Below are 21,625 nucleotides of genomic sequence, written 5' to 3'. Positions count from 1 at the left end.
GCTTTTGCTCCGTATCTCCAAAGCCAACACGGCACATATTATTGGAGAGCATCCCATGACCCCCACCAAGACCGGCTTCAGCTTCGCCGCCACCGCTGCCCTGCTTGCCCTCAGCGCCGCCGCCACATCCGTTCCCGCCAATGCCAAGGGCGAGAAGGCCGAAACTGTCCATTGCTATGGCGTCAACAGCTGCAAGGGCACGTCGGACTGCAAGACCGCGCAGAATGACTGCAAGGGCATGAATGTGTGCAAGGGCCATGGCTTCAAGGAAATGTCGGCCAAGGCATGCACCGCAGCGGGCGGCACGACAACCGAGCCGAAGGCCAACTAAGCCTCCCTGTCCGGCCATGGCTCGCCATGGCCGGACAGAGCCTTTCGCACGGGAGTCTCGCCTTGACTGCATCTTTTTCCAGCTACGGCCTTGGCCTGCGCAAGGATCATTATCGCGATTTTCTGGAAACCGATGTCGCGGTGGATTTTGTCGAGGTCATCTCGGAGAACTTCATGGTTCCCGGCGGGCGACCGCGCGACATAGTGCGCCGCGTGCGCGAGCGCCATCCGGTCGCGCTGCATGGTGTGTCTATGTCGATCGGGTCGGCGGACGGTCTCGACCGCGCCTATCTCGATCGGCTGAAAGCCCTGGTCGAAGAGATCGAGCCGCTGTTCGTTTCCGATCATCTGAGCTGGTCCCGCTTTGAGGGTTTCAATTCCCATGACCTGCTGCCGCTGCCCTACACGCAGGAGGCGCTGGATGTCGTATGCGCCAATATAGGCATGGCGCAGGATGTCCTGGACCGGACGATGCTGATCGAAAACCCGTCCAGCTATGTCGCCTTCGACGGATCGACCATGACCGAATGGCAGTTCATCGATGCGATGTGTGCCCGCACCGGCTGCCACCTGCTGCTCGACGTCAACAATATCTTCGTCAGCGCCAGCAATCATGGCTTCGATCCCCTTGCCTATCTGGATGGCATCCCCTTCGATCGGGTGCGCCAAATCCATCTGGCGGGGCACAGTCAGGGCGCCGACATGCTGATCGACACGCATGACCAGCCCGTCCCGCCACCGGTATGGGCGCTTTACGAACAGGCCATTGCGCGTGCCGGTCCTGTCGCGACGATGATCGAGCGGGACGACGCTATCCCGCCGCTCTGCGACCTGCTCGACGAACTTGCTATCGCGCGCGCCATCGGTGTATCCATCGATCGGAAGGCGGCATGAGCCTGACCGCGCTTCAGGGCGATTTCCGCTGCTGGCTGATCGACGCATCGCCAGAAGCTGCGGATCGGATCGGCCAGGCGGCCCGCCCGGGCCTGTCGGTCTATCAGAATAATTATCGCGCGCAGCTTATGGCGTGCCTCTGCGAAACCTATGAACAGACGCATGCATGGTTGGGTGACGAGGCATTTCTCGCTGCTGCTGCCTCCCATGTCGACGCTACGCCGCCCAGCGCCTGGACACTCGATGCCTATCCCATCGATTTTGCCGAGACCCTGGGTGCGATCTATCCTGGCGATCCGGAGGTTGCCGAACTGGCTGCACTGGAATGGGCGCTTTCCCGCACCTTCACCGCGGCCGATGCGATCGCGATGACGCCTGACATGCTTGCCAGCGTCAATTGGGACAGTGCGGCTCTTCATTTCGCGTCCAGCCTCACCATTTTAGTGGCGACCAGCAACGCTGCTGCGATCTGGTCCGCGCTGTCGAAAGGCGAGATGCCACCCGACGCTGTTGCCTTGCCTGAGCCAGCCGCGCTGCTGGTCTGGCGACAGGATTTCACCCCCTGCTTTCGGACGATCGATGCGGTTGAGGAACGCGCGATAACGCTCTGCATGGGCGGCGCGGCATTCGGCGCGCTTTGCGGGTCGATGATCGAAGCGCTCGGCGAGACCGAGGGTATCGCTCGCGCCGCCGCGTTACTGGGCCAGTGGATTGCCGACGGCCTGATAGTCGGCACATCAGAATGACAAGGAGCCACTTAGCATGCCTTATCGCAAACTGACTATCGGCATCGCTTCCGCCGCGCTCACAATCGCGGGCACTGCCCTGTGGAACCAGTCCGATCTGGCGACCGCTGCGACACTGGCAGCGATCGGCATCCCGGCACCTGTCCTTGATACGCCCAATCCGGCGAAGAGCGACACCGCCATCTTTGCTGGCGGCTGTTTCTGGGGCGTGCAGGGCGTGTTCCAGCATGTAAAAGGCGTCCGCAGCGCGGTATCCGGCTATTCCGGCGGCAGCCGCACAACTGCCCGTTATGAGCGTGTGGGATCGGGCGACACAGGCCATGCCGAGGCGGTCCGGATCAACTATGATCCCACGCAGATCAGCTATGGCACGCTGCTGCGTATCTATTTCTCGGTCGTCGCCGATCCCACGACGCTCAACTATCAGGGGCCGGACCACGGCACCCAATATCGAACCGCGATCTTTCCAGTGACGGTCGATCAAAAGGCCGTCGCAGAGCGCTATATCGCGCAACTGGGTAAGTCCGGCGCATGGAAACGGCCGATCGTAACCCGGGTCGAGCCCTATAAGGGTTTCTATCCTGCCGAGGCCTATCATCAGGATTATCTGGCGCTCAATCCTGGCGCTTTCTACATACGCGCCAACGACCTGCCCAAGGTCGCAGCACTTAAAGCAAGTTTCCCAACATTGTACCGCGCCAAGCCAGTTCTGGTGAAGGGATAGATGCGCGAAATTGCGGAGTGGGGACATCCGCATCCCGTGATAGGGACGGGCATGGGCAAGCGCGGATTGATGGCAGGAATCGGCATATGCCTGTTGATGGGCCTCGTCGCGGCAGTCTCTGCCCCGCTCCAGAGTTTCGACCTTCTCGTCCCCAAGGATAGTGGCGGCATCAGGATCGCAAGCGGCATCGCCTACGGCGGCGGGCCACGGCGAAAGCTCGATATCTACGCCCCAAGCGATCGCAAAGCCGACGCAAAACTGCCGATTGTGATCTTCTTTTATGGCGGTTCCTGGGCCAGCGGCACACGAACCGGCTACAGCTTTGTCGGGCGGGCGCTCGCCGCGCAGGGCTTCCTGGTCGTCATCCCGGATTATCGGATCGGGCCTGAGAATGTCTATCCCGATTTCGTGACCGATGGGGCCGACGCTGTACGATGGGTGATCGCCCATGGCGGGAATTATGGCGGGGCGGCCGAGAGGATCGTCTTGAGCGGTCATTCGGCGGGTGCCTATATCGCGGCGATGCTCGCAGTGGATGGGCGCTGGCTCGGACAGTCGCGTCGCGCAGTCAGAGGCTTTGTCGGAATCGCAGGTCCCTATGATTTCGCGCCATTCGACGTGCCAGCCAGCAAAGCCGCCTTCGGGCGATGGCCTGACGCGGCTGAAACCCAGCCGGTGACATGGGCAGGCGCGGGCGATCCCCCAACATTGCTGCTGATCGGCGACAAGGATGAAACCGTTCGGGCATATAATAGCAAAGCGCTGGCTGACAGGCTGCGATCTGCGAACGTGCCTGTGGAAATCTGGCGCTATGCTGGCATTGGTCATGTCGGAATGGTGACCGCTTTCGCCCGACCGCTGCGATTTCGCGCATCGGTGCTGGAAGACAGCGCGCGCTTTATAAGGACAGTGGCGGACACTGATTGACGTGGAGGTAGTGCGAAGCCGCCACTCAGCGATGGGTTTCCTTTCCAGAAGCCTGTCGATGCACTTCCGCCTCACACCGGCCCCATTGCCCTTAGGCTCAGGCGTATGGCTTTGCTGTACCGCTTCTACTCCGCATTCGCATAGCAATAGGATTTTGGGAAGCCTGCGGGGCCCGTTCGCTTTTGGTGGATGCCAGCAGATCCCAGAAGATCGCTTGCCTAACCAGCAGTTCTTCCTCATAAAAGAACCGGGTGTCCGCTATCGTGCGGGCAGGTTTATTCCGTTGGTCGGGCCGCCAGCGGGCTAAATGCCTGCCCGGAGTCTCCCTACATGGCCGCCCTTTCGCGCGTAAAGCCGCTTAGCGCCCTGCGCCAGTTCCTTCATGGCCAAGCCTCATCAGGCATTGTCCTCATGCTGGCGGCAGCGCTCGCTATGGTCATCGCCAATTCGTCGTTGGGGCCGGGCTATGAGCATATGCTCCATACTTATCTCGGCCCGCTGTCATTGCATCACTGGGTCAATGACGGCCTGATGGCGATATTCTTCCTGTTGGTCGGCTTGGAGATCAAACGGGAAGTCATGGATGGGCAATTGTCCTCGTGGCCGCGCCGCATCCTGCCGGGTATTGCTGCGGCTGGCGGAATGGCTGTACCCGCACTCATCTATCTGACTTTCAACACGGGCGCGACAGCGCACGGCTGGGCAATCCCGGCGGCGACCGACATTGCCTTTGCGCTCGGCGTTATCGCGCTGTTGGGCAATCGCGTTCCCATTTCGCTTAGGGTATTCCTGACTGCCCTCGCCATCATAGACGATCTGGGCGCGGTGGTAATCATCGCCTTCTTCTATACGGCGAAGCTATCCCTGATCGATCTGGCAGGTGCGACGGCGATTACGGTGCTTCTGTTTGCCATGAACCGTTTCGGCATGCGCCGATTGGCCCCCTATCTTCTTCTTGGCGTTCTGCTCTGGGTTCTGGTGCTGCGTTCCGGAATCCATGCGACGCTCGCAGGCGTCATCCTTGCCTTCGCCATTCCTTTGCAGGGTACGCCGGGAAAGCCGGATGCGGAGGAATGCAGCCCGCTCCATCGCCTTGAGCATCTTCTGCACATTCCGGTAGGCTTCCTGATCGTGCCGATTTTTGGGCTCGCCAATGCAGGCGTCCGCATCCTTGGCCTTCAGGCAGAGGCCTTTACGGCTCCCATCACCATCGGCGTTGGCCTGGGCCTTCTTCTTGGCAAGGTCATCGGCGTGTTTGGCACATCCATGATCGCCATCAAACTGGGGCTGGCTGACATGCCAGCCCATGCCGGGCGCCTTCAGATGCTGGGCACTGCGCTCCTGTGCGGCATCGGCTTTACAATGAGCCTCTTCATCACGTTGCTGGCCTTTTCCAGCGATCCGCTTTTCCAGTCGGAGGCCAAGATCGGGATATTGGCGGGATCGCTCCTTTCCGGGTTGCTTGGCTATATGCTGCTGCGGGTGGCCAAGGGAGACACCGGCAAGGACGCAACTGCGCAGGCGTGACGTCTTCAAAGGAACCACAGCAACAATCACCTGTTGCATATCAACATGACAGAATACGCGGGGGGGATGATGTCAGAACAGGTAGGCGGCTTCACGCAGATGGCCAGCGACCACCTCGAACATGTGGCGCTCTACCGCTGGTGGCGGCGCGCGGTGGTGGGACGGGTCGATCATGAAGCCGTAATGGGGCGAATCGTTGACGATAGCGGCTGGTCGCCCCGCTATGCCTTCATGGTCATGATGTCTGCGGGCATCGCTGTCCTTGGTCTTCTTCTGTCGTCCCCGGCAGTCGTCATCGGCGCCATGCTCATCTCTCCTCTGATGAGTCCCATCCTTGGTCTAGGCTTCAGCCTTGCTCTATTCGACTTTGCCGAGATGCGCCGATCAATGATCGCCCTGGCCATCGGCGCAGTAGCAGCGGTGCTGTTCACGGCGCTCATCGTGACGCTCTCGCCACTTCAGGCACCCACATCGGAAATTATCGCTAGGACGCGGCCCAATCTTTTCGACCTGGCGGTGGCGCTGTTCGCTTCGCTGGCCGGCACCTTCGCAATCATTCGGGGCCGGGGTGATACGATCGTTGGCGTGGCTATCGCCACCGCTCTTATGCCGCCGCTCGCCGTCGTCGGCTTTGGCCTTGCAACCTGGAACATGGCGGTGCTGGGCGGCGCATTTGCCCTTTTCGTCACCAACTTCGTGACCATCGCTTTGTCCGCGACGGTGATGGCGCGCTACTATGGCTTTGGCCATCACCTCTCCAGCCAGCAAAGCTGGACGCAAACCTTTCTGCTCCTTTTCGTGTTCGTAGCGATGGCGATCCCACTCGGCATCTCGCTCAAGCAGATCGCAGGCGAGGCGGTCACGACGAACCAGGTTCGCTCTTTCCTGTCGGACCGCTTCGGCTCGTCCGCCCGCGTGACCCAGTTGGACATCGATTTCGACGCGGCGCCGATCATGGTTCGCTCGGTGGTCATCACACCGCGCAGTCAGGCGCAGCGCAACGATGCGCTACAGAAGGAACTGGAGCAGCGCATCGGCCGCACCGTCCGACTGCGGCTCGATCAGGTGTTGCTGGAGGCGGGCGCGGGCGCCATCGATGCCCAACGGGAGGAAATCCGGCAGGCAAGTGATGCCGCCGCGCTGGAAAGCAGCCGTATTACTTCCCTCTCACAAACTCTCGCACTGGCCGCGGGCGTCCCGGCCGAACAGGTGACGATTGACCGCGATCATCGCCGCGCCAGCGCCGTTGCCGCGCCGCTTCCCGGCGCATCCCTGCAATCCTATCGTATCCTGGAAAGCCGCGTAGCTGCACAGGCCGAAGGTTGGGGTGTGGCGATCATCCCACCGCAGATGGGCTTCCCTGCGGTTGCCTTTGGCAATGACATCGCGACATTGGACCCAGTCTCCCGTGAGGCGGTCCTCACCTCCGCATGGGCGGCCCGCCGCTGGAATATACAGGCGCTGGTCGTGCCAGGCTTGCCAACCGGCGAGACCGACAATCCAGGCCTCAGTCAGCGTCGTGCGCTCGCCATCGCTCAACTGCTGCATGAGCAAGGGGTTGCCGCCATTCCCGGCAATGCAGCAGGGCAGAGCTTCCGCCTCACTCCTGCGCAAGGGGAAACCGCACCCTGATGGCTGCCTTGTCCATGGTCACCCCTGCGACAATCAGTACATGTATCCTGCTTGCGACGCTGCTCCTGTTTGCATCGGAACGTGTGCGGCACGATCTGGTCGCGCTGATCGCCCTGTTCGCGAGCATTGTCACCGGGCTCGTGAAACCGGGCGAGGCATTTTCCGGCTTCTCGGACCCAGCGGTGCTCGCCGTCGCCGGCGTGCTGGTCGTCGGCCGGGCCGTCGAGCTGTCTGGAGCCGCCTCGGCCATCGCCAAGGTCGCCATTCCCGCGAAGGCTGGATTTGCGGTGCGGCTCACTGGCCTGCTGATCATCGCTGCTGTTGTCGGCCTTCATGAACAACATCGCCGCTCTGGTCATCACGATGCCGATCGCGAGCGAGATTGCGCGTGACTCTCGCCTGCCACCCGCTGCTACACTGATGCCACTGGCCTTCGCCACCATCCTTGGTGGCATGACAACCCTGATCGGTACGCCGGCCAATCTGATTCTGTCATCTGTGCGTGAGCAGGAACTGGGCGAGCCGTTCGGGTTCTTTTCCATGACCACGGTGGGCGTCGCTGTGACCGGCGCGGGCATTGTCCATCTTGCGCTGATCGGATGGCGTCTGCTCCCGATCCGCATGCGGACCGACCGCCAGGCGCGTGCACCTTGGCGCGTGTTCGAAATAGCGGTGCCGCATGACGGGACTATTCCGACGACCGCTTCTCTGCGCGCGGCAGGAGCGCGATTGCTCGCTGCTTTCCATACCACGGAACGACCTGCCATCGACACGATCCAGCATGCCGGAAATCGCCTGCTGCTGCTGTCGCGCTCGAATCCATGGGACGTTGCGCAGGCCACCGGGCTGGAAGCGGTCACGCAGCGCAATGAGGCTGACGATGCGGTCACGGCGCGTGTCGCCGTCGCGCACGGCTCTCTCCTGATAGGCGCGGGGTATGACGAGGTTCGCACCCGCAGTCAGGAGCAGTTGGAGGTGGTGGCTGTTGGACCAAGGGTGGCGCGCGAGCGCAAGCCACTCGTACGCATGCGCATCAGGGCCGGAGACCAGCTTTATGTGCGGGGAGGCAAAGATGACATCGCCCGCTTCATAGCCGGCGCACGACTGCTCGAGATTGATCGGCTGGACACCATGCCGGTCAATCGCACGAAAGCCATCGCGATAGTCGCCATCTTTGCTGCCGCCATTGTGGGAATTGTGGCGTTTCGCCTCTCCCCCGCTCTGGCGTTCGTCGGCGCGGCGGCTCTTGCCGCGCAATGGCTGGGCGGTGTGCTTGCCGGGCAGCCGCTCTTCTTCGTGCTGGCTGCGCTATGTTCAGTCACGCTGCTGCTTTCGATATTCCTCAACAATGTCGCTACCGCCATCATCATGGGGCCTATGGCGATTGCCGTTGCACATCTGCTGGGTGTCAGTCCGGATGCTGCGCTACTTGCGGTGCTTGTCGGAGCGACTTCGGATTTCCTCACCCCCATCGGACATCAGAATAATCTGCTGGTCATGGGGTCTGGTGGCTATAAATTTACTGACTATGCAAGAATAGGAGCACCGCTCGTCATCATCGTCGTGATGATATCAGCGGCGGTTTTGTCAATGAGTTGAGGGTTCCCGTCTGATAGAGGCATTTCAGGCCGCAAATTTGCTCTTTCGGCGTTACTCGGCCTTGTTGCATGACCTTCAGATACTTCGCACAGCCAGTCAGGAGCTTGACGTCAAACGACGATCAGAATGAGACAGAGGATAGTCTGATTGCGTTTGCAACAATTGTAATTGACTAAGGTCGCCGCCTGATGGCCGCTGGAACAGCCGCAATCCGAATTCGGGCAGGATCGCGATCAGATGGTCGAAAATGTCGGCCTGTAGGCCCTCATATGCGGCCCAGACGGTCGTGTTGGCGAAGGCATAGATTTCGAGCGGCAGTCCATGTTCGCTGGGCGCCAGCTGGCGCACCAGCAGGGTCTGGTCCGGGCTGATATTCGGATGCGCACGCAGATAGGCCAGCACATAGGCGCGAAAAGTGCCAATATTGGTCAGCCGTCGGCTGTCCAGCCTGTTGTCCGCGGCACGATCCACATTCCAGCGTGACAGGTCATCTCGCTTGTCGTGCAGATAGGTCCCCAGCAAGCCGAAGCGAGAAACGGCATGCATCCCTGCTTCATCAAGAAAGCTGACGCTATTCTGGTCGATCACCAGTGCACGCATGATCCGGCGTCCGCCCGATTCCTGCATTCCGCGCCAATTGCGAAAACTTTCGCTGATCAAACGATGCGTCGGGATGGTGGTGATCGTCTTGTCGAAGTTCTGAACCTTTACCGTGTGCAGGGCTATATCGACCACATCGCCATTGGCGTTGAGCTGCGGCATCTCGATCCAGTCGCCCACCCGGATCATGTCGTTGGAGCCGATCTGGACGGATGCGACCAGCGACAGGATCGTGTCCTTGAACACCAGCATCAGCACGGCCGCCATCGCCCCCAGGCCCGACAGCAGCAGCAAGGGCGACTGGTCCATCAGCGCCGCGATCATCAGGATGCTCGCCGCGCCATAGACCAGCAGCTTGCCCACCTGCACATAGCCCTTGATCGGCCGGTTCGCCGCATCGGGGCGGCGCTGATAAAGGTCGTTGCCGAGCGTCAGAAGGCCACTCAAGGCGATGGCCAGCGTCAGGATGATGAAGGCCGCGCACAGGCTGGCCATGAAGCCGGCGAGCCTGACCGGCAGATGCGGGACGGCGGCGACGCCCGACTGGATAATGAGCGCCGGCACGATGTTGGACAGGCGCGCGACGACGGCACCGATGTGCGCGGCCTCGACCCGGAACGGCAGATGATTGATCAGTCGCAGCAACAGAGTCAGGACGATACGCTTGGCAACCCAGTTGGCCGCCCAGGCGAATGCGCCAAGCAGCAGCAATCCCGTCACGGCCTGCAACCAGACATTCTCGACATAGCCGCGGGTGAGGATCTGGAGGCTGTCCGACGCAATATAGAGCTGGCTGATCATGCGGCCCGTTCCCCTCCGAACGGATCGTCGTAAAGCGACCGGCCCGCCGTTTCCGGCATGAAGCGAAGCGCGATCAAGCCGATGATGCAGGCCGCCATCATGTAGAAGGCTGGCATGAGTTCATTGCCGGTCGTGCCGATCAGCGCGCTACCGATCGCCGGCGCCGTACCGCCGAACAGCGAAGTTGACAGATTATAGGCGATCGCAAAGCCGGCGAAACGCGCGGCGGTGGGGAACAGCGCCGGGAAGGTCGCCGAAATCGTCGCCAGTTGCGGCACATAGAGCAGGCCGAGCAGGACAAAGCCGATGATCGCGCCGACCAAGCCCGTCGCCATCAGCATGTATAGCGGCACCACCGCGACCAGCAGGCCGATCAGCGACAGCCGCCACATCGGGCGTCGGCCCATCCGATCGGACATATGGCCGGCGATTGGCAGGAAGACCATCATGAAGAGCATGCCGATGATCGGCACCACCAGCGCCTCGTCCGGGGACAGGCCGATGCGGCGCTGCAAATAGGTCGGCATGTAGCTGAGCAGCGTATAGTTGACGACATTGAGCGCCACGACCAGCCCCCCCACGACCAGCATCGGCCGCTTATGGTCGCGCAGCAGCCGGGAAAGGGACGGCGATCTGCTGCCTTCGGCCGCCTGCTCGCGAAAGACCGGCGTGTCCTCCATCCTCGATCGCAGATACATGCCGATGAGGCCCATGGGCGCAGCCACCAGAAAGGGAATGCGCCAGCCCCAGTCGTGCATAACCGCGTCCCCCAGCAGCAGCGAAAAGCCCAGCATCAGTGCCGCACCGAAAGAGAAACCGGCAAGCGTGCCGAACTCCAGGAAGCTGCCATAGAAGCCGCGTCGGGCGTCGGGCGCATATTCGGCCATGAAGGTCGCGGCCCCGCCATATTCGCCACCGGTCGAAAAGCCCTGCACCATGCGCAATAGGATGAGCAGCGCGGGCGCCGCCCAGCCAATCTGCGCATAGGAGGGGATGAGGCCGACGGCCAGCGTCGCGCCGGACATAAGCAGGATAGTCAACGCCAGCACCGCCTTGCGCCCCAGCCGGTCGCCCAGCGGTCCCCAAAACAGACCGCCCAGAGGCCGGACGAGGAAGGAAATGGCGAAGGTCGCCAGCGCGAACAGCACGGCATCGTCTACCTCGCCCGGAAAGAGCGCGGCGGAGATATAGGTCACGCCATAGGCATAGATGCCATAGTCGAACCATTCGGTTGCATTGCCCAGTGCCGATGCGGCGATCGCCCGCCGCAGGGTGGCCTTGTCGGCCTGCGCCGGAATTTCGGCGGTCGCAGGTATGGCGGAAGCGGTCATTCAGTCTGTCCATCTACGGTATTGGGATCGAGCAGCGAGGCCACCGGCGTGGTGCGCGGCACGATCTGGAATTCCTGCTGGTCGGGCACCGGCACGGGCGGGGTCGCCGCCTGACGCCAGAGGCCGAAGGCCAGCGTCGCGCCGGCGCACAGGGCAATGAAGAGGAAGAGGCCGCTCGTCGGCGCCAGGCTCATCAGCAGCGCAGCGCCCAGCGGGCCGATTGCCGCGCCAACCGAATAGAGCAATACCAGCCGCCCGCTCGCCGCCACCCGCTCGGTCGCGAGCAGCCGGTCGTTGCAGTGCGCGACGCAGAGCGGATAGAGAGCGAAACTGAGGCCGCCGAACAGGGCGCCAAGCGCCAGCAGCCACGGGCCGCCCGACACCAGCATCGCCAGCGCCGTGCAGACAGCCAGCGTCGCGGCAAAGCAGCCGACGATCACCCGCCGCCGGTCGAGCCGGTCCGACAGGCGCCCCAGCGGCCATTGCAGCGCGACGCCGCCCAGGATGACGATCATCATGAAGCTGGCGGTCGCGCCAAGGTCCAGCCCCAGCCGACGCACATGCACCGCAGCCATGCCATAGAAGGCGCCCAGCATCAGCCCGGTCGCGACCGAGCCGACCGTGCCGAGCGGTGAGGCGGCATAAAGGGCGCGGATGGTGAAGGCTTGGGCATCGACCGGCGCGGGCGCGCTGCTGCGGGTCAGGCATAACGGGATGATGGCCAGGGAAATGAGGATGGAGGCGATCTGGAATGGCACCGCCGGCAACGCACCGCTGGCGCCCAGCAGCAATTGCCCGACCGCCTGCCCCGAATAGAGGGCGACCATATAGGCTGCGAGCACGCTGCCGCGCGTTTCCGCCTCCGCCCGGTCGTTGAGCCAGCTTTCCAGACAGATGAACACGCCCGCGACGCAGATGCCGTCGATCAGGCGCAGGCAGGCCCAGAAGAGCGGATATTGGACCAGCGCATAGGCCAATGTGCTGGCCGACAGCAGCGAGACGAAGGCGGCGAAGGCGCGGATATGCCCCACCTGTCGCACGATCGCCCCGGCCCGCAACGCACCCACCACGAGCCCACCGAAATAGGCGGTGGCGACCGCACCGATCGCCATCGTGCCTGCCCCTGCCCGCTCCAGCCGCAGGCCGATCAGCGTGGACAGGAAGCCGCTGCCCGCCATCAGCATGAAGATGGCGAGCAGCAGGCTGCGGACGGGGTGGATCGCGGCGAACATGGGGGACGACCGGGTGCGGATCAGGCCGCGCGCCGATCCTCCGCCGGTTCCGCCCCGTCCTCCACCAGGGCACGGTGCAGCGCGCCCACGGCGGTCTCATAATGATCGACATCGACGATGAACTGGACGTCGACATTGCGGATCTGGTGCTGCATCGCGACGATCGGCACATGGGCATCGGCCAGCGCCTGCAGGGCGTCGGGCACCAGCCCCGGCCGGGCTATGTCGCTGCCGATGACCGACACGATCGCCACCGGCTGGGCCGATATGGCAGCGTCCGGATAGCGCGCCTGCAAATCGGCGATCACCCGCTTCACCGTCGCCGCATCGGCGGACAGATAATGGGTGATGGTGTTGGCATTCGACGCCTTGCTGACGATCCAGGCGCCATGGCGGGCCAGCGCGTCCAATATCGCCGCGTCATAGCCTTTCACGCCGACCATATCCTGCTCAAAGAACTGAAGCGCCTGCGCATGGCGCACGCCGGTGACGATCTCGACGCGCGGCGTGTCGGACACATAGGCGCCGCAGATCAGCGTCCCGCCATCCTCCCGGTCGAATGTGTTGCGCACCCGCAGCGGAATGTCGGTCTGGCGCAGCCCCCGGCCGGCGCCGGGATGGATCGCCTCCATCCCCAGATTGGCAAGCTGGTCCGCCACATCATAATTGGTGCGGCCGATCTTGCGCGCCTTGTCCGTGCCCACTAGGCGCGGGTCGGCGCTCGACAGGTGGAACTCCTTGTGGATGATCGCCTCGCGCGCCTTGGTCAGCACGGCAATGCGCGAAAAGGTCATTTCCGAATAGCCACGGGCATAAAGGCGCACCATGCCCTCGCTGCATCCGGCATAGCCGGTGACGATCGGCAGGGTGGTGGAAAGGTCGATCGGCGCAAACGCCTGGCCGATCCGGTCGTCCAGCTCGCGCATGTCCTGCTGGTCCCACAGGGTCAGGTCGACAAACTGCGCATTGACGCCCCGGTCGCGGAGCAGCAGCGCGGTCGAATGCGCGCTATGCGCTTCGCCGAGACCCGCCAGCAGTTCCCGCACCGTCACCAGTTGTTCCTTGACGCAGAAGCGACCATGGCTGCGCAGCCGCGCCAGATCGTCGAGACAGGCGGCGACCGCATCGATCCGCATGTCGACAAAGGCATTGGCCTCCGCCAACCGGTCGGCGCGGACGAACATCGTCGCATTGCGCTCCTGCATGGCGCGGCGCACCGTCTCCATCGCCTGGCGCCAGCCGTCCGCATCCTCGTCCGCCACGAAGCGGGCATAGACACCCGGTTCGCCGCTTTTCTTGTGCTCCAGCAGCAAGTCGGTCATGCCGGCATAGGCCGACACGACGAAGATGCGATGATAGAGGTCCGCGCCCTTGCGGCCGGCGATCAGCACATTGTCGAACAATGTCGCCGTCGCGGCCATGGATGTGCCGCCGATCTTCTCGACGCTATGCAGGCTGCTCATGCCAGCGCCTCCTGCATCAGGGGGCCGGTGATCGGCGTGATGACCGGCGGTTCGCCGCGCGCGGCGATGAAGGCTGGGCGCGGCCGGTCGACACCAAAGGGCGCCTCCAGCCGGTTGGACACCGCATTATAGACCAGGAAGGCATTGGCGCGCGGGAACGGCGTGATGTTGCCGTTCGACCCGTGCATGATGTTGCAGTCGAAGATCACCACCGATCCGGGCTTGCCGGTCGGCGCGACGATGCCATGATGATGCGCCAGTTCGGCCAGGCTATCCTCGTCGGGAACGCCATATTCCTGGCGCTTGAGCGACTGGCGATAATGGTCCTCGGGCGTCTCGCCGACGCAGGTCAGATATTGGCGATGCGATCCGGGGATCAGCATCAACGGGCCGTTATGCGGCGTGTTTTCGGCCAGCAGCACCGACATGGACAGCGCGCGCATGCGCGGCATGCCATCCTCCACATGCCAGGTCTCGAAATCGCTGTGCCAGTAGAATTCCTTGCCCTGGAAACCGGGCTTATAATTGAGCCGTGACTGGTGGATATAGACATCGTCACCCAGCAGGAAGCGGGCCACGCCAGCCAGGCGACTGTCCGCCGCCAGCCGCTCGATCACCCGGCTCTGGGCATGGATGCGGAAGATGGAACGGACTTCCTTGCCGCCCGGTTCGGTGATCACCGTTTCGGCTTCCAGTGCATCGGGATCGGCCAGCAGCTTGCGGGCCTCGTGCTGGAGGAAGGCGACTTCCGCGTCGGAGAAAATGTCTTCCAGCACCAGATAGCCGTCGCGGTCGAAGGCATCGGCCTGGTCGCGGCTGATCGGCGCGTCGGCGCTCCAGTCGGCATGAACGACCGGATCGTGGCGCGGCAAGAATTCCGCCATGTCGGCATGGCGGGACGGGTAGAGGTCTTTCATGGGACTCCCCCTTTTTCAATCTATGGTAACAAGGGCGTGGCAGGCTCGGGCGTCCCAAACCTGCATCACGCATCAGTCGGCCAGCGCAGGTTCGCGCGCGGCGCTGGTATCGGCGGGATAAGCGCCATTCTCGTCATGCACTTCCTTGCCGGTGACCGGCGGATTGAAGGTGCAGGCGCACAATATGTCGGTTTCCGGCCGCACGATATGCTGGTCATGAGCGTTGAGCGCATACATGACGCCAGGCGCCAATTGATGCGTGATGCCGGTGCCCAGATCCTCGATCGTGCCCGTGCCCTTGAGCACCAGCACCGCCTCCAGATGGTTCTGGTAGTGCATGTGCAGTTCCTCACCCGCGTACATGGTAGTGACGTGGAAGGAAAAGCCCATATTGTCATCCTTCAACAGAAGGCGGGCGCTTTCCCAGCCCTTGGACTTCACATTGCGGTCGGACTTGCGGATGTCATTAAGTTTGCGAACGATCATGTCTGATATCTCCTCTTATTCTGCGGCGACGCCATAGGTGACGGTCAGCGCGGACCGGATGCTCTCCTCAAGAATGTCGAGGCCGGCCGACAGCACGGCGTCCTCGATCACGAGGGGCGCCAGCACCTTGACGATCTCGTCATGCGCGCCGCTGGTTTCGATGATGAGCCCCTGCGCAAAGCAGGCGGCGGTGATGGTCTGCGCGACTTCGCCCGATCCGACATCGATGCCGCGCATCATGCCGCGACCTCGGGTGGACAGGCCATGTTCGGCCGCCATCGCGTCCAGCCGCCGTTCCAGCAGCGCGCCGCGACGGGCGATATCCTGTTCGAACTGCGCATCGCCCCAGAAATGGCGCAGCGCAGCGGTGGCGGTGACGAAGGCATGGTTGTTGCCCCGGAAGGTGCCATTATGTTCGCCCGGTGCCCATTGATCCAGTTCCGGACGGAACAGGGTGAGCGCGAAGGGCAGGCCCATGCCCGACAGCGACTTCGCCATGGTGACAATGTCGGGGGTGAAGCCCATCCCTTCGAAGCTGAAGAAATTGCCGGTGCGGCCACAGCCCGCCTGGATATCGTCGACGATCATCAGCGCGCCGTGGCGCCTGGCGATCTCGGCAATCCGGCGCAACCATTGCGGCGAGGCGGCATTGAGGCCGCCTTCCCCCTGCACCGTTTCCACCAGGATGGCGGCCGGCGCATCGAGGCCGCTCGACGGATCGGACAGGCGCCGTTCCAACAGGTCGGCCGTATCGACATCGGGACCATGATAACCATCATAGGGTTCATGAGCGACATGGCTCAGGGGCACACCTGCACCACCGCGCTTGGCGGCATTGCCTGTGCAGGCGAGCGCGCCGAGCGTCATGCCGTGAAAGCCGTTGGTGAAGGCGATCACCAGCTCGCGCCCAGTGATCTTGCGCGCCAGCTTGATCGCTGCCTCGACTGCATTGGTGCCGGTCGGCCCGGTGAACATAGCGCGATAATCAAGCCCGCGGGGACGCAGGATCACATCCTCCAGCGTGCCAAGGAAGTCGGCCTTGGCATCGGTGTGCAGGTCAAGGCCATGGGTGATGCCGTCGCCGGCGATATAGTCGACCAGCGCGGCCTTCAGGATCGGATGATTGTGGCCATAGTTGAGTGTGGAGCAACCCGACAGGAAATCGAGATAGCGGCCGCCCTGATTGTCGTGCATCCACACGCCTTGTGCGCGGTTGAACTGACGCGGCATGGCGCGGGCATAGCTGCGCACGGCGGACTCGCGCCGCTCATAAATGGCCGTGTCGGGCATGGCGCTGGTAGGTTTGGGCTGGGTCGTGACGGTCATGGTCTCTAATCTCTTTCAACTCTGTGCCGGTGTCGGCAGCGGGCCGATGCGCGCCTGCCATTCGGTGGCGTGGGCGCCGGCAAAATGGGCCTGTTCTTCAAAGCGGGCGGTCTTTTCGACCGGTGCGCCCCACCGCCGCGCCAGCCCCTGGAACAGGGCCCAGGAGGCGCGATTATCGTCGGTGATGGTCGTCGTCAGATGGGTGACGCCGGCCTGTTCGGGCCGGGCCAGCAGCGCCTCGACCATGCGACCAGCAAGGCGCTGGCCGCGCGCGGCGGACGACACCGCGACCTGCCACACGAAGAAAGTGTCGGGCGCGGACGGCGGACGATAGCCCGACACCCAGCCGACCACCTCACCCCCGCGCTCGGCAACGATACAGCTGTCGGCGAAGTCGGTGCATTGCAGCAGGTTGCAATAGGCCGAATTGGGATCAAGCGGCGGACAGGCCGCGATCAATCCACTGATGGCCGGCCCATCCGTAGCGACGGGCTTGCGGAAAAACATGTCCTGCCCCTCGCTCGGTTCAGAGCGCGCAGAAGCCCGTGGCGGCGTAGCAGCCGCTGTAGCTTGGGAATATAAGATTGTTCAGCTCCCGAATTATATTTTACTCGGAGAAGCAGATTCTCCGGCGAGACGGGCGCTTATATGCCGATCCCCTGCGCCACCTTCAACCCCAAAGTCGAAATTATATTTCACATGACGAAGTATATGATAAGGAACTTTTAGCGCCGTTGGCGATCTGCGCGACTTCGCGCTATGCGCCTTTCCATGGATTCCGAAATTGCCTTCCTGACCCTGCGCGCGTTGCGTCGAGTCCTTCGCGCGACTGAAATCGGCAGTCGTCAGTTGGCGACGACCACCGGCCTCACCCCATCGCAATTGCTGGTGTTGCGGGAAATCGACTCGCGCGAGTCGGTCACCCCTTCGGCCGTGGCGCAATCGCTGCAATTTAGTCAGGCCACGATCACCGCAGTCGTGGACCGACTGGTCGTGCTCGGCTTCGTCCAGCGGCAGCGCGGCGAACGCGACAAGCGTCAGATTCACCTGACCCTGTTGCCCGATGGTCGCGACGCCTTGGCCGAAGCACCCGATCCACTACAGAAGCGCTTTATAGACCGCTTCGACGCTCTTCCCAACTGGGAACAGGCTATGATCCTTGCCGCGGCGGAACGGTTGGCAGTACTGATGGATGCAGATTCGATAGACGCCGCGCCGCTGCTGGACAGCGGCCGGATCGATCGCTCTGAACCGCATTGACGCCCCTTGTCGAATGTTCAGAGCCAGAGTTCGGCTCCTTAGATGCAGACCTTCCACGGCATCATTTGCTGTGCGCTCATTTGATGCAACCCGATCTTGCGCTATCGTTTGCGTATACATTCTCTTTCGTTGGGTGCCGCAGTCGACCCATTGTTGCCGTTCAATCGCTCCCGAAAGTGATATTGTCGCACGCATGCGCATGGGCAAACACATCCGATCGTGCTATGGAGGCACACCGGAACAGCGCATGCATAGATGGTGGCTCTAAGCCACCATCAAGCTCCGCGGCTTCGTATGTCTGATCTACCGAGCCGCCACATCGATGCCTGATGATATAGTCGTAACCGAGCTTCAATCCGTCGTCCTGAAACGCCTCAACGCCCAGACGGCTGGTAGCGGCTCCAGATCGATGATGTTTGCCCATGGATTTGGGTGCGACCAGAATATGTGGCGATACGTCGCACCGGCGTTTGAGGCTTCTTTCCGAACGGTGCTTTTTGACTACGTCGGTGCAGGATCGTCCGATCTTACCGCATATGATCCCGGTAAATATGCCTCGCTAGAGGGCTATGCCGATGATGTCGTGGCTCTGGCCAAAGCCCTTGGTATCGTTGACGGGATATTCGTCGGCCATTCGGTAAGCGCGATGATCGGCCTGATGGCGGCACGCCGTGCGCCTGAACTCTTCTCGGCGCTTGTGCTGGTGGGGCCGTCGCCCTGTTACATCGACGATGGCGACTATGTGGGCGGGTTCGACCGTGCCCAGATCACGGAATTGCTGGAGTTTCTGGACAGCAACCATATGGGCTGGTCGCAGGCTATGGCACCGGTGATCATGGGCAATCCTGATCGCCCGGGTCTTGGCGAAGAACTGATCGCCAGTTTCTGTCGCACCGATCCGGAGATCGCCAAGCAGTTCGCGCGCACGACCTTCCTGTCCGATTGCCGGAATGAACTCGGGCCGATTGGGGCCAAGGTTCTTATCCTTCAGTGCCGAGAGGACGTCATCGCGCCAGTGTGCGTCGGCGAATATGTTCAGAATGCCATCCCCGGAAGTGAGTTGGTGCTGCTCGACGCTACGGGGCACTGCCCGAACCTGAGCGCACCTGAGCAAACCATAGCGGCGATCAAAGCCTTTGTCTGAGGCTTCGCGAAACCCCGATACGGTCGCTCAACAGCAAGCCATCGATTTCGAGCATCTCTTTGAGGCAGCGCCTTGCGGCTATGTGCTCGCGGACAGGGATGGACGCATAACCCGTGCGAACCGGACTTTGGCAGACTGGATCGGCAAGCCTTCCGACCAGTTGATCGGCAAGCGCTTCGCCGACCTCCTCCCTGTGGCCGGGAAGATATTCTACGAAACCCACTTCGCGCCGATGCTCCACATGCACGGCCGCTTCAGCGAGGTGGCTTTGGAGATCGTTCGGGCGGACGGTTCCAAGGCGCCGATCCTTGTCAATGCCGCTGCTGTCCGTGACGGCGATGACCTGTCCGAGATGCGCTTCACCATCTTCCTCGCGGCGGAACGCCGTCTGTACGAACGTGGTCTGATCGAGGCCCGTGACAAGGCGGAGGCAACGATTGCCAGCGAACGGGCTGATTCCGAATTGCGCGAGCAGTTCATCGCTGTGCTCGGCCACGACCTTCGCAATCCCCTGGCGTCGATCGCCAGCGGCATCCACATGCTCGAACGCGACGGGCTGACCGAGCGGGGCAAAAAGGTAACCGGGCTGATGACCGGCAGCATATTGCGCGCCTCAGCCCTCATCGACAATGTCCTCGATTTCGCGCGCGGGCGCCTAGGTGGCGGCATCACTCTGGATAGAAACGCCGAGCCGCTCGAACCCATCCTGCGCCAGGTCGTCTCCGAACTCCGGTCGATCGCGCCCGATCGCACCGTCACGGCGCATTATGATCTGGCGGAGCCTGTTCATTGTGACCGGATGAGGATCGGGCAATTGCTGTCCAATCTCCTCGGCAACGCACTGACCCATGGCGCCAGGGACCAGCCAGTCCGCATTAATGCATCCACTACGCATGGCGAGTTGGTGATCGCCGTATCCAACGGCGGTGACCCGATCCCGCCAGATGCACTGGAGCGCCTGTTCCAGCCATTTTTCCGTGGTCAGGATCGCGTGAAGCATGGTTTGGGCCTCGGCTTGCACATCGCTTCTGAAATTGCCCGGGCTCATGGCGGTAATCTGGTGGCGCGGTCTGACGCAACCGCAACGACCTTTATCTTCACTATGCCATTGGCAACCTGACACGCCATCAAGCGATATTTATGAACCTCCAGCATGCTGGGGCATTGATCATGACCGGGCATACTCCCGCGGAAGGAGGCCCGATTTGTCTACGCATGCACCCTCTTCGACCGTCCTGATAGTGGAGGACGAAACTCTCGTCCGAATGCTTGGGACGGATATTCTTGAAGAAGCCGGCTTTATCGTGGTGGAGGCCGCCAATGCTGACGAGGCCATGGCGGTCCTTCAGGGACAGCCTGACGTCCACCTGCTCTTTTCGGACGTCGATATGCCCGGGACCATGGACGGGCTGGAACTGGCAAAACTGGTTCATGAACGATGGCCGCGCATCCGGCTTCTTCTGACGTCAGGCCACCACCGGCTTGCCAGTGCCGATATACCCGGGACAGGACAGTTCGTGCCGAAGCCTTGGAGTGGAACTGCGCTGGTCGACAAGATTCGCGGCCTTCTCGCCGCATAGGAACCTCGGTTCAAGCCGATGGCAGGTCGGCCTGATGTGGCACCTTCCGCTTCACGATGGTATTGGGCGATGAGGAATATCTGATCACTTCAGCATTCTGTCTCTGTCCATCATCCGTTTGCTCACCGGCTTGGGTATCGGTGGCATGCTGGCCTGCACCAACGCCATGGTTGCCGAACTGGCCAATGCGCGGGCACGCAATCTCGCCGTCGCCGTGATGGCGGCTGGCTATCCCGTCGGTGCGATCGTCGGCGGATCGATCGCATCGATATTGCTGGTATCGGGCGGGTGGCGCGACGTGTTCCAGTTCGGCGCGATCATCACAGGTGTCTTCCTGCCGCTGGCATGCTTCCTGCTGCCGGAATCGATCGGTTTCCTCTTGCAGAAACGGCCTGCCAATGCGTTGAAAAAGGTCAATGCCCTGCTGACCCGCATGGGCCATGATGAAGTTGACGCTCTGGCCGCGCCCGATGTCGCCGCGCCCAAAGCTTCTCTTGCCGCCTTGTTCGCACCCGGACTGGCCCGCATCACCCTGTTACTGACAGCCGCCTACTTCGCGCACATCATGACCTTCTATTTCATCCTGAAATGTGTGCCCAAGATCGTCGTCGACATGGCCATGCGCCATCGGCGGCCGGCGGCGTGCTGGTGTGGGCCAATGTCGGGGGACTGGCGGGCGCTTTGCTGCTGAGCGTCCTCAGTTGGAAAATCGGTATCCGCGTGCAGGTCATCATCGCCATGCTGATCTCCACGGCGATGGTCAGCTTTTTCGGTCAGGGCCAATCCAGCCTGTCGGGCCTGGCGATGATTGCCGCCGCCGCCGGCTTCTTCACCAATGCCGGCGTCGTGGGCCTCTATGCCCTGATCGCCCAGTCATTTCCGACAGCCGTCCGGGGCGGCGGAACGGGTATCGTGATTGGCGCCGGGCGCGGTGGTGCGGCACTGGGACCGATATTGGCAGGCTTTCTGTTCAGCCTGAATTTCGGCCTGCCGATGGTGGCCATGACGATGTCGCTGGGATCGCTCCTTGCCGCCGTCGCCCTTTTGCTGCTGCGGCCCGGCCGATCATCCTGATCCAAGCATAGTCTAACGACTATCCACTCTCA

At 62.2% G+C, this 21,625-nt stretch carries 22 protein-coding genes and 1 pseudogene; 15 read left to right on the top strand and 8 right to left on the bottom strand.

Annotated features, from left to right (window positions below; all coding sequences use genetic code 11):
• The first annotated feature begins 55 nt into the window (after positions 1-55).
• The 9 genes and pseudogenes from BMY84_RS05300 to BMY84_RS30805 all read left to right on the top strand — a co-directional run bounded on the left by BMY84_RS05300 (position 56) and on the right by BMY84_RS30805 (position 8,379).
• A complete protein-coding gene (locus BMY84_RS05300) occupies positions 56-331 on the top strand; it encodes a BufA2 family periplasmic bufferin-type metallophore (RefSeq protein ID WP_093081302.1) in 276 nt (91 codons plus the stop codon).
• Positions 332-393: 62 nt separating this feature from the next.
• Positions 394-1,224 (top strand): MNIO family bufferin maturase, encoded by an 831-nt coding sequence (locus BMY84_RS05295; protein ID WP_256215071.1) that lies wholly within the window; start codon positions 394-396, stop codon positions 1,222-1,224.
• Positions 1,221-1,970, top strand: a complete 750-nt coding sequence (locus tag BMY84_RS05290) for an HvfC/BufC N-terminal domain-containing protein (RefSeq protein ID WP_093081297.1) — start codon at positions 1,221-1,223, stop codon at positions 1,968-1,970. The genes BMY84_RS05295 and BMY84_RS05290 overlap by 4 nt, the downstream gene beginning before the upstream one ends.
• 16 nt (positions 1,971-1,986) lie before the next feature.
• Complete coding sequence (gene msrA / locus BMY84_RS05285) at positions 1,987-2,694, top strand: peptide-methionine (S)-S-oxide reductase MsrA (protein ID WP_093081294.1); 708 nt, start codon at positions 1,987-1,989, stop codon at positions 2,692-2,694.
• Positions 2,695-3,621: an alpha/beta hydrolase gene (locus tag BMY84_RS05280; protein WP_256215069.1), complete on the top strand. Its 927-nt coding sequence runs from the start codon at positions 2,695-2,697 to the stop codon at positions 3,619-3,621. It begins immediately after the preceding gene.
• A gap of 330 nt (positions 3,622-3,951) precedes the next feature.
• Positions 3,952-5,148 (top strand): Na+/H+ antiporter NhaA, encoded by a 1,197-nt coding sequence (gene nhaA, locus BMY84_RS05275; RefSeq protein WP_093081292.1) that lies wholly within the window; start codon positions 3,952-3,954, stop codon positions 5,146-5,148.
• A 99-nt stretch (positions 5,149-5,247) separates the two neighbouring features.
• Positions 5,248-6,780: a DUF389 domain-containing protein gene (locus BMY84_RS05270; RefSeq protein ID WP_256215067.1), complete on the top strand. Its 1,533-nt coding sequence runs from the start codon at positions 5,248-5,250 to the stop codon at positions 6,778-6,780.
• A pseudogene (locus BMY84_RS30810) lies at positions 6,780-7,968 on the top strand (SLC13 family permease); the annotation flags it as partial. The gene BMY84_RS05270 and the pseudogene BMY84_RS30810, both read left to right, overlap by 1 nt.
• Positions 7,969-8,379, top strand: a complete 411-nt coding sequence (locus BMY84_RS30805) for an SLC13 family permease (protein ID WP_371262403.1) — start codon at positions 7,969-7,971, stop codon at positions 8,377-8,379.
• A gap of 96 nt (positions 8,380-8,475) precedes the next feature.
• On the opposite strand, the gene BMY84_RS05260 is transcribed toward BMY84_RS30805, so the two are convergent.
• The 8 genes from BMY84_RS05260 to ectA form a co-directional block, all read right to left on the bottom strand.
• Positions 8,476-9,780 carry a mechanosensitive ion channel family protein gene (locus BMY84_RS05260; RefSeq protein WP_256215066.1) on the bottom strand — a complete coding sequence of 435 codons (1,305 nt, stop codon included), beginning with the start codon at positions 9,778-9,780 and terminating at the stop codon, positions 8,476-8,478.
• A complete protein-coding gene (locus tag BMY84_RS05255; RefSeq protein ID WP_093081287.1) occupies positions 9,777-11,111 on the bottom strand; it encodes an MFS transporter in 1,335 nt (444 codons plus the stop codon). The genes BMY84_RS05260 and BMY84_RS05255 overlap by 4 nt, the downstream gene beginning before the upstream one ends.
• On the bottom strand, positions 11,108-12,343 hold the full coding sequence (locus tag BMY84_RS05250) for an MFS transporter (protein WP_093081284.1): 1,236 nt from the start codon (positions 12,341-12,343) through the stop codon (positions 11,108-11,110). The genes BMY84_RS05255 and BMY84_RS05250 overlap by 4 nt, the downstream gene beginning before the upstream one ends.
• A 20-nt stretch (positions 12,344-12,363) precedes the next feature.
• On the bottom strand, positions 12,364-13,806 hold the full coding sequence (locus BMY84_RS05245) for an aspartate kinase (protein ID WP_093081282.1): 1,443 nt from the start codon (positions 13,804-13,806) through the stop codon (positions 12,364-12,366).
• Positions 13,803-14,723 carry an ectoine hydroxylase gene (gene thpD / locus BMY84_RS05240; protein WP_093081279.1) on the bottom strand — a complete coding sequence of 307 codons (921 nt, stop codon included), beginning with the start codon at positions 14,721-14,723 and terminating at the stop codon, positions 13,803-13,805. The genes BMY84_RS05245 and thpD overlap by 4 nt, the downstream gene beginning before the upstream one ends.
• Positions 14,724-14,795: 72 nt before the next feature.
• A complete protein-coding gene (locus BMY84_RS05235; protein ID WP_093081278.1) occupies positions 14,796-15,209 on the bottom strand; it encodes an ectoine synthase in 414 nt (137 codons plus the stop codon).
• Between the two features lie 15 nt (positions 15,210-15,224).
• Positions 15,225-16,535, bottom strand: a complete 1,311-nt coding sequence (gene ectB, locus BMY84_RS05230; protein ID WP_093081275.1) for a diaminobutyrate--2-oxoglutarate transaminase — start codon at positions 16,533-16,535, stop codon at positions 15,225-15,227.
• Positions 16,536-16,550: 15 nt separating this feature from the next.
• Positions 16,551-17,042 carry a diaminobutyrate acetyltransferase gene (gene ectA / locus BMY84_RS05225; protein WP_093081273.1) on the bottom strand — a complete coding sequence of 164 codons (492 nt, stop codon included), beginning with the start codon at positions 17,040-17,042 and terminating at the stop codon, positions 16,551-16,553.
• Positions 17,043-17,294: 252 nt separating this feature from the next.
• Between ectA and BMY84_RS05220 the strand changes: the two genes are divergently transcribed.
• The 6 genes from BMY84_RS05220 to BMY84_RS30355 all read left to right on the top strand — a co-directional run bounded on the left by BMY84_RS05220 (position 17,295) and on the right by BMY84_RS30355 (position 21,593).
• Positions 17,295-17,795 carry a MarR family winged helix-turn-helix transcriptional regulator gene (locus tag BMY84_RS05220; RefSeq protein ID WP_256215065.1) on the top strand — a complete coding sequence of 167 codons (501 nt, stop codon included), beginning with the start codon at positions 17,295-17,297 and terminating at the stop codon, positions 17,793-17,795.
• Positions 17,796-18,117: 322 nt separating this feature from the next.
• Positions 18,118-18,939, top strand: coding sequence for an alpha/beta fold hydrolase (locus BMY84_RS05215; protein WP_093081268.1), 822 nt, complete (start codon positions 18,118-18,120; stop codon positions 18,937-18,939).
• Complete coding sequence (locus BMY84_RS05210; RefSeq protein ID WP_093081265.1) at positions 18,932-20,059, top strand: PAS domain-containing sensor histidine kinase; 1,128 nt, start codon at positions 18,932-18,934, stop codon at positions 20,057-20,059. Before BMY84_RS05215 ends, BMY84_RS05210 begins: the two co-directional genes overlap by 8 nt.
• Positions 20,060-20,144: 85 nt before the next feature.
• Entirely contained in the window at positions 20,145-20,519 is a 375-nt protein-coding gene (locus tag BMY84_RS05205) for a response regulator (protein ID WP_218146911.1), read from the top strand.
• Between the two features lie 130 nt (positions 20,520-20,649).
• Entirely contained in the window at positions 20,650-21,210 is a 561-nt protein-coding gene (locus BMY84_RS30360; RefSeq protein ID WP_256215064.1) for an MFS transporter, read from the top strand.
• The gene (locus tag BMY84_RS30355) at positions 21,108-21,593 is read left to right on the top strand and encodes an MFS transporter (RefSeq protein WP_371262395.1); all 486 of its coding nucleotides are present in this window, start codon (positions 21,108-21,110) and stop codon (positions 21,591-21,593) included. Before BMY84_RS30360 ends, BMY84_RS30355 begins: the two co-directional genes overlap by 103 nt.
• Positions 21,594-21,625: the final 32 nt, after the last annotated feature.

Source organism: Sphingobium sp. AP50 (assembly GCF_900109095.1).
Taxonomy (GTDB): Bacteria; Pseudomonadota; Alphaproteobacteria; order Sphingomonadales; family Sphingomonadaceae; genus Sphingobium.
Note: the sequence above shows the minus strand (reverse complement) of the source record. Positions and strands in the feature narration are given on the sequence as shown.

Bases quoted from the DNA above. Each gene is read 5' to 3' on its own strand.
- BMY84_RS05300 (WP_093081302.1), top strand. From the start codon at position 56: ATGACCCCCACCAAGACCGGCTTCAGCTTCGCCGCCACCGCTGCCCTG.
- BMY84_RS05290 (WP_093081297.1), top strand. From the start codon at position 1,221: ATGAGCCTGACCGCGCTTCAGGGCGATTTCCGCTGCTGGCTGATCGAC.
- msrA (WP_093081294.1), top strand. From the start codon at position 1,987: ATGCCTTATCGCAAACTGACTATCGGCATCGCTTCCGCCGCGCTCACA.
- BMY84_RS05280 (WP_256215069.1), top strand. From the start codon at position 2,695: ATGCGCGAAATTGCGGAGTGGGGACATCCGCATCCCGTGATAGGGACG.
- nhaA (WP_093081292.1), top strand. From the start codon at position 3,952: ATGGCCGCCCTTTCGCGCGTAAAGCCGCTTAGCGCCCTGCGCCAGTTC.
- BMY84_RS05270 (WP_256215067.1), top strand. From the start codon at position 5,248: ATGGCCAGCGACCACCTCGAACATGTGGCGCTCTACCGCTGGTGGCGG.
- BMY84_RS05260 (WP_256215066.1), bottom strand. From the start codon at position 9,780: ATGATCAGCCAGCTCTATATTGCGTCGGACAGCCTCCAGATCCTCACC.
- BMY84_RS05255 (WP_093081287.1), bottom strand. From the start codon at position 11,111: ATGACCGCTTCCGCCATACCTGCGACCGCCGAAATTCCGGCGCAGGCC.
- BMY84_RS05250 (WP_093081284.1), bottom strand. From the start codon at position 12,343: ATGTTCGCCGCGATCCACCCCGTCCGCAGCCTGCTGCTCGCCATCTTC.
- BMY84_RS05245 (WP_093081282.1), bottom strand. From the start codon at position 13,806: ATGAGCAGCCTGCATAGCGTCGAGAAGATCGGCGGCACATCCATGGCC.
- thpD (WP_093081279.1), bottom strand. From the start codon at position 14,723: ATGAAAGACCTCTACCCGTCCCGCCATGCCGACATGGCGGAATTCTTG.
- BMY84_RS05235 (WP_093081278.1), bottom strand. From the start codon at position 15,209: ATGATCGTTCGCAAACTTAATGACATCCGCAAGTCCGACCGCAATGTG.
- ectB (WP_093081275.1), bottom strand. From the start codon at position 16,535: ATGACCGTCACGACCCAGCCCAAACCTACCAGCGCCATGCCCGACACG.
- ectA (WP_093081273.1), bottom strand. From the start codon at position 17,042: ATGTTTTTCCGCAAGCCCGTCGCTACGGATGGGCCGGCCATCAGTGGA.
- BMY84_RS05220 (WP_256215065.1), top strand. From the start codon at position 17,295: ATGCGCCTTTCCATGGATTCCGAAATTGCCTTCCTGACCCTGCGCGCG.
- BMY84_RS05215 (WP_093081268.1), top strand. From the start codon at position 18,118: ATGCCTGATGATATAGTCGTAACCGAGCTTCAATCCGTCGTCCTGAAA.
- BMY84_RS30355 (WP_371262395.1), top strand. From the start codon at position 21,108: ATGTGTGCCCAAGATCGTCGTCGACATGGCCATGCGCCATCGGCGGCC.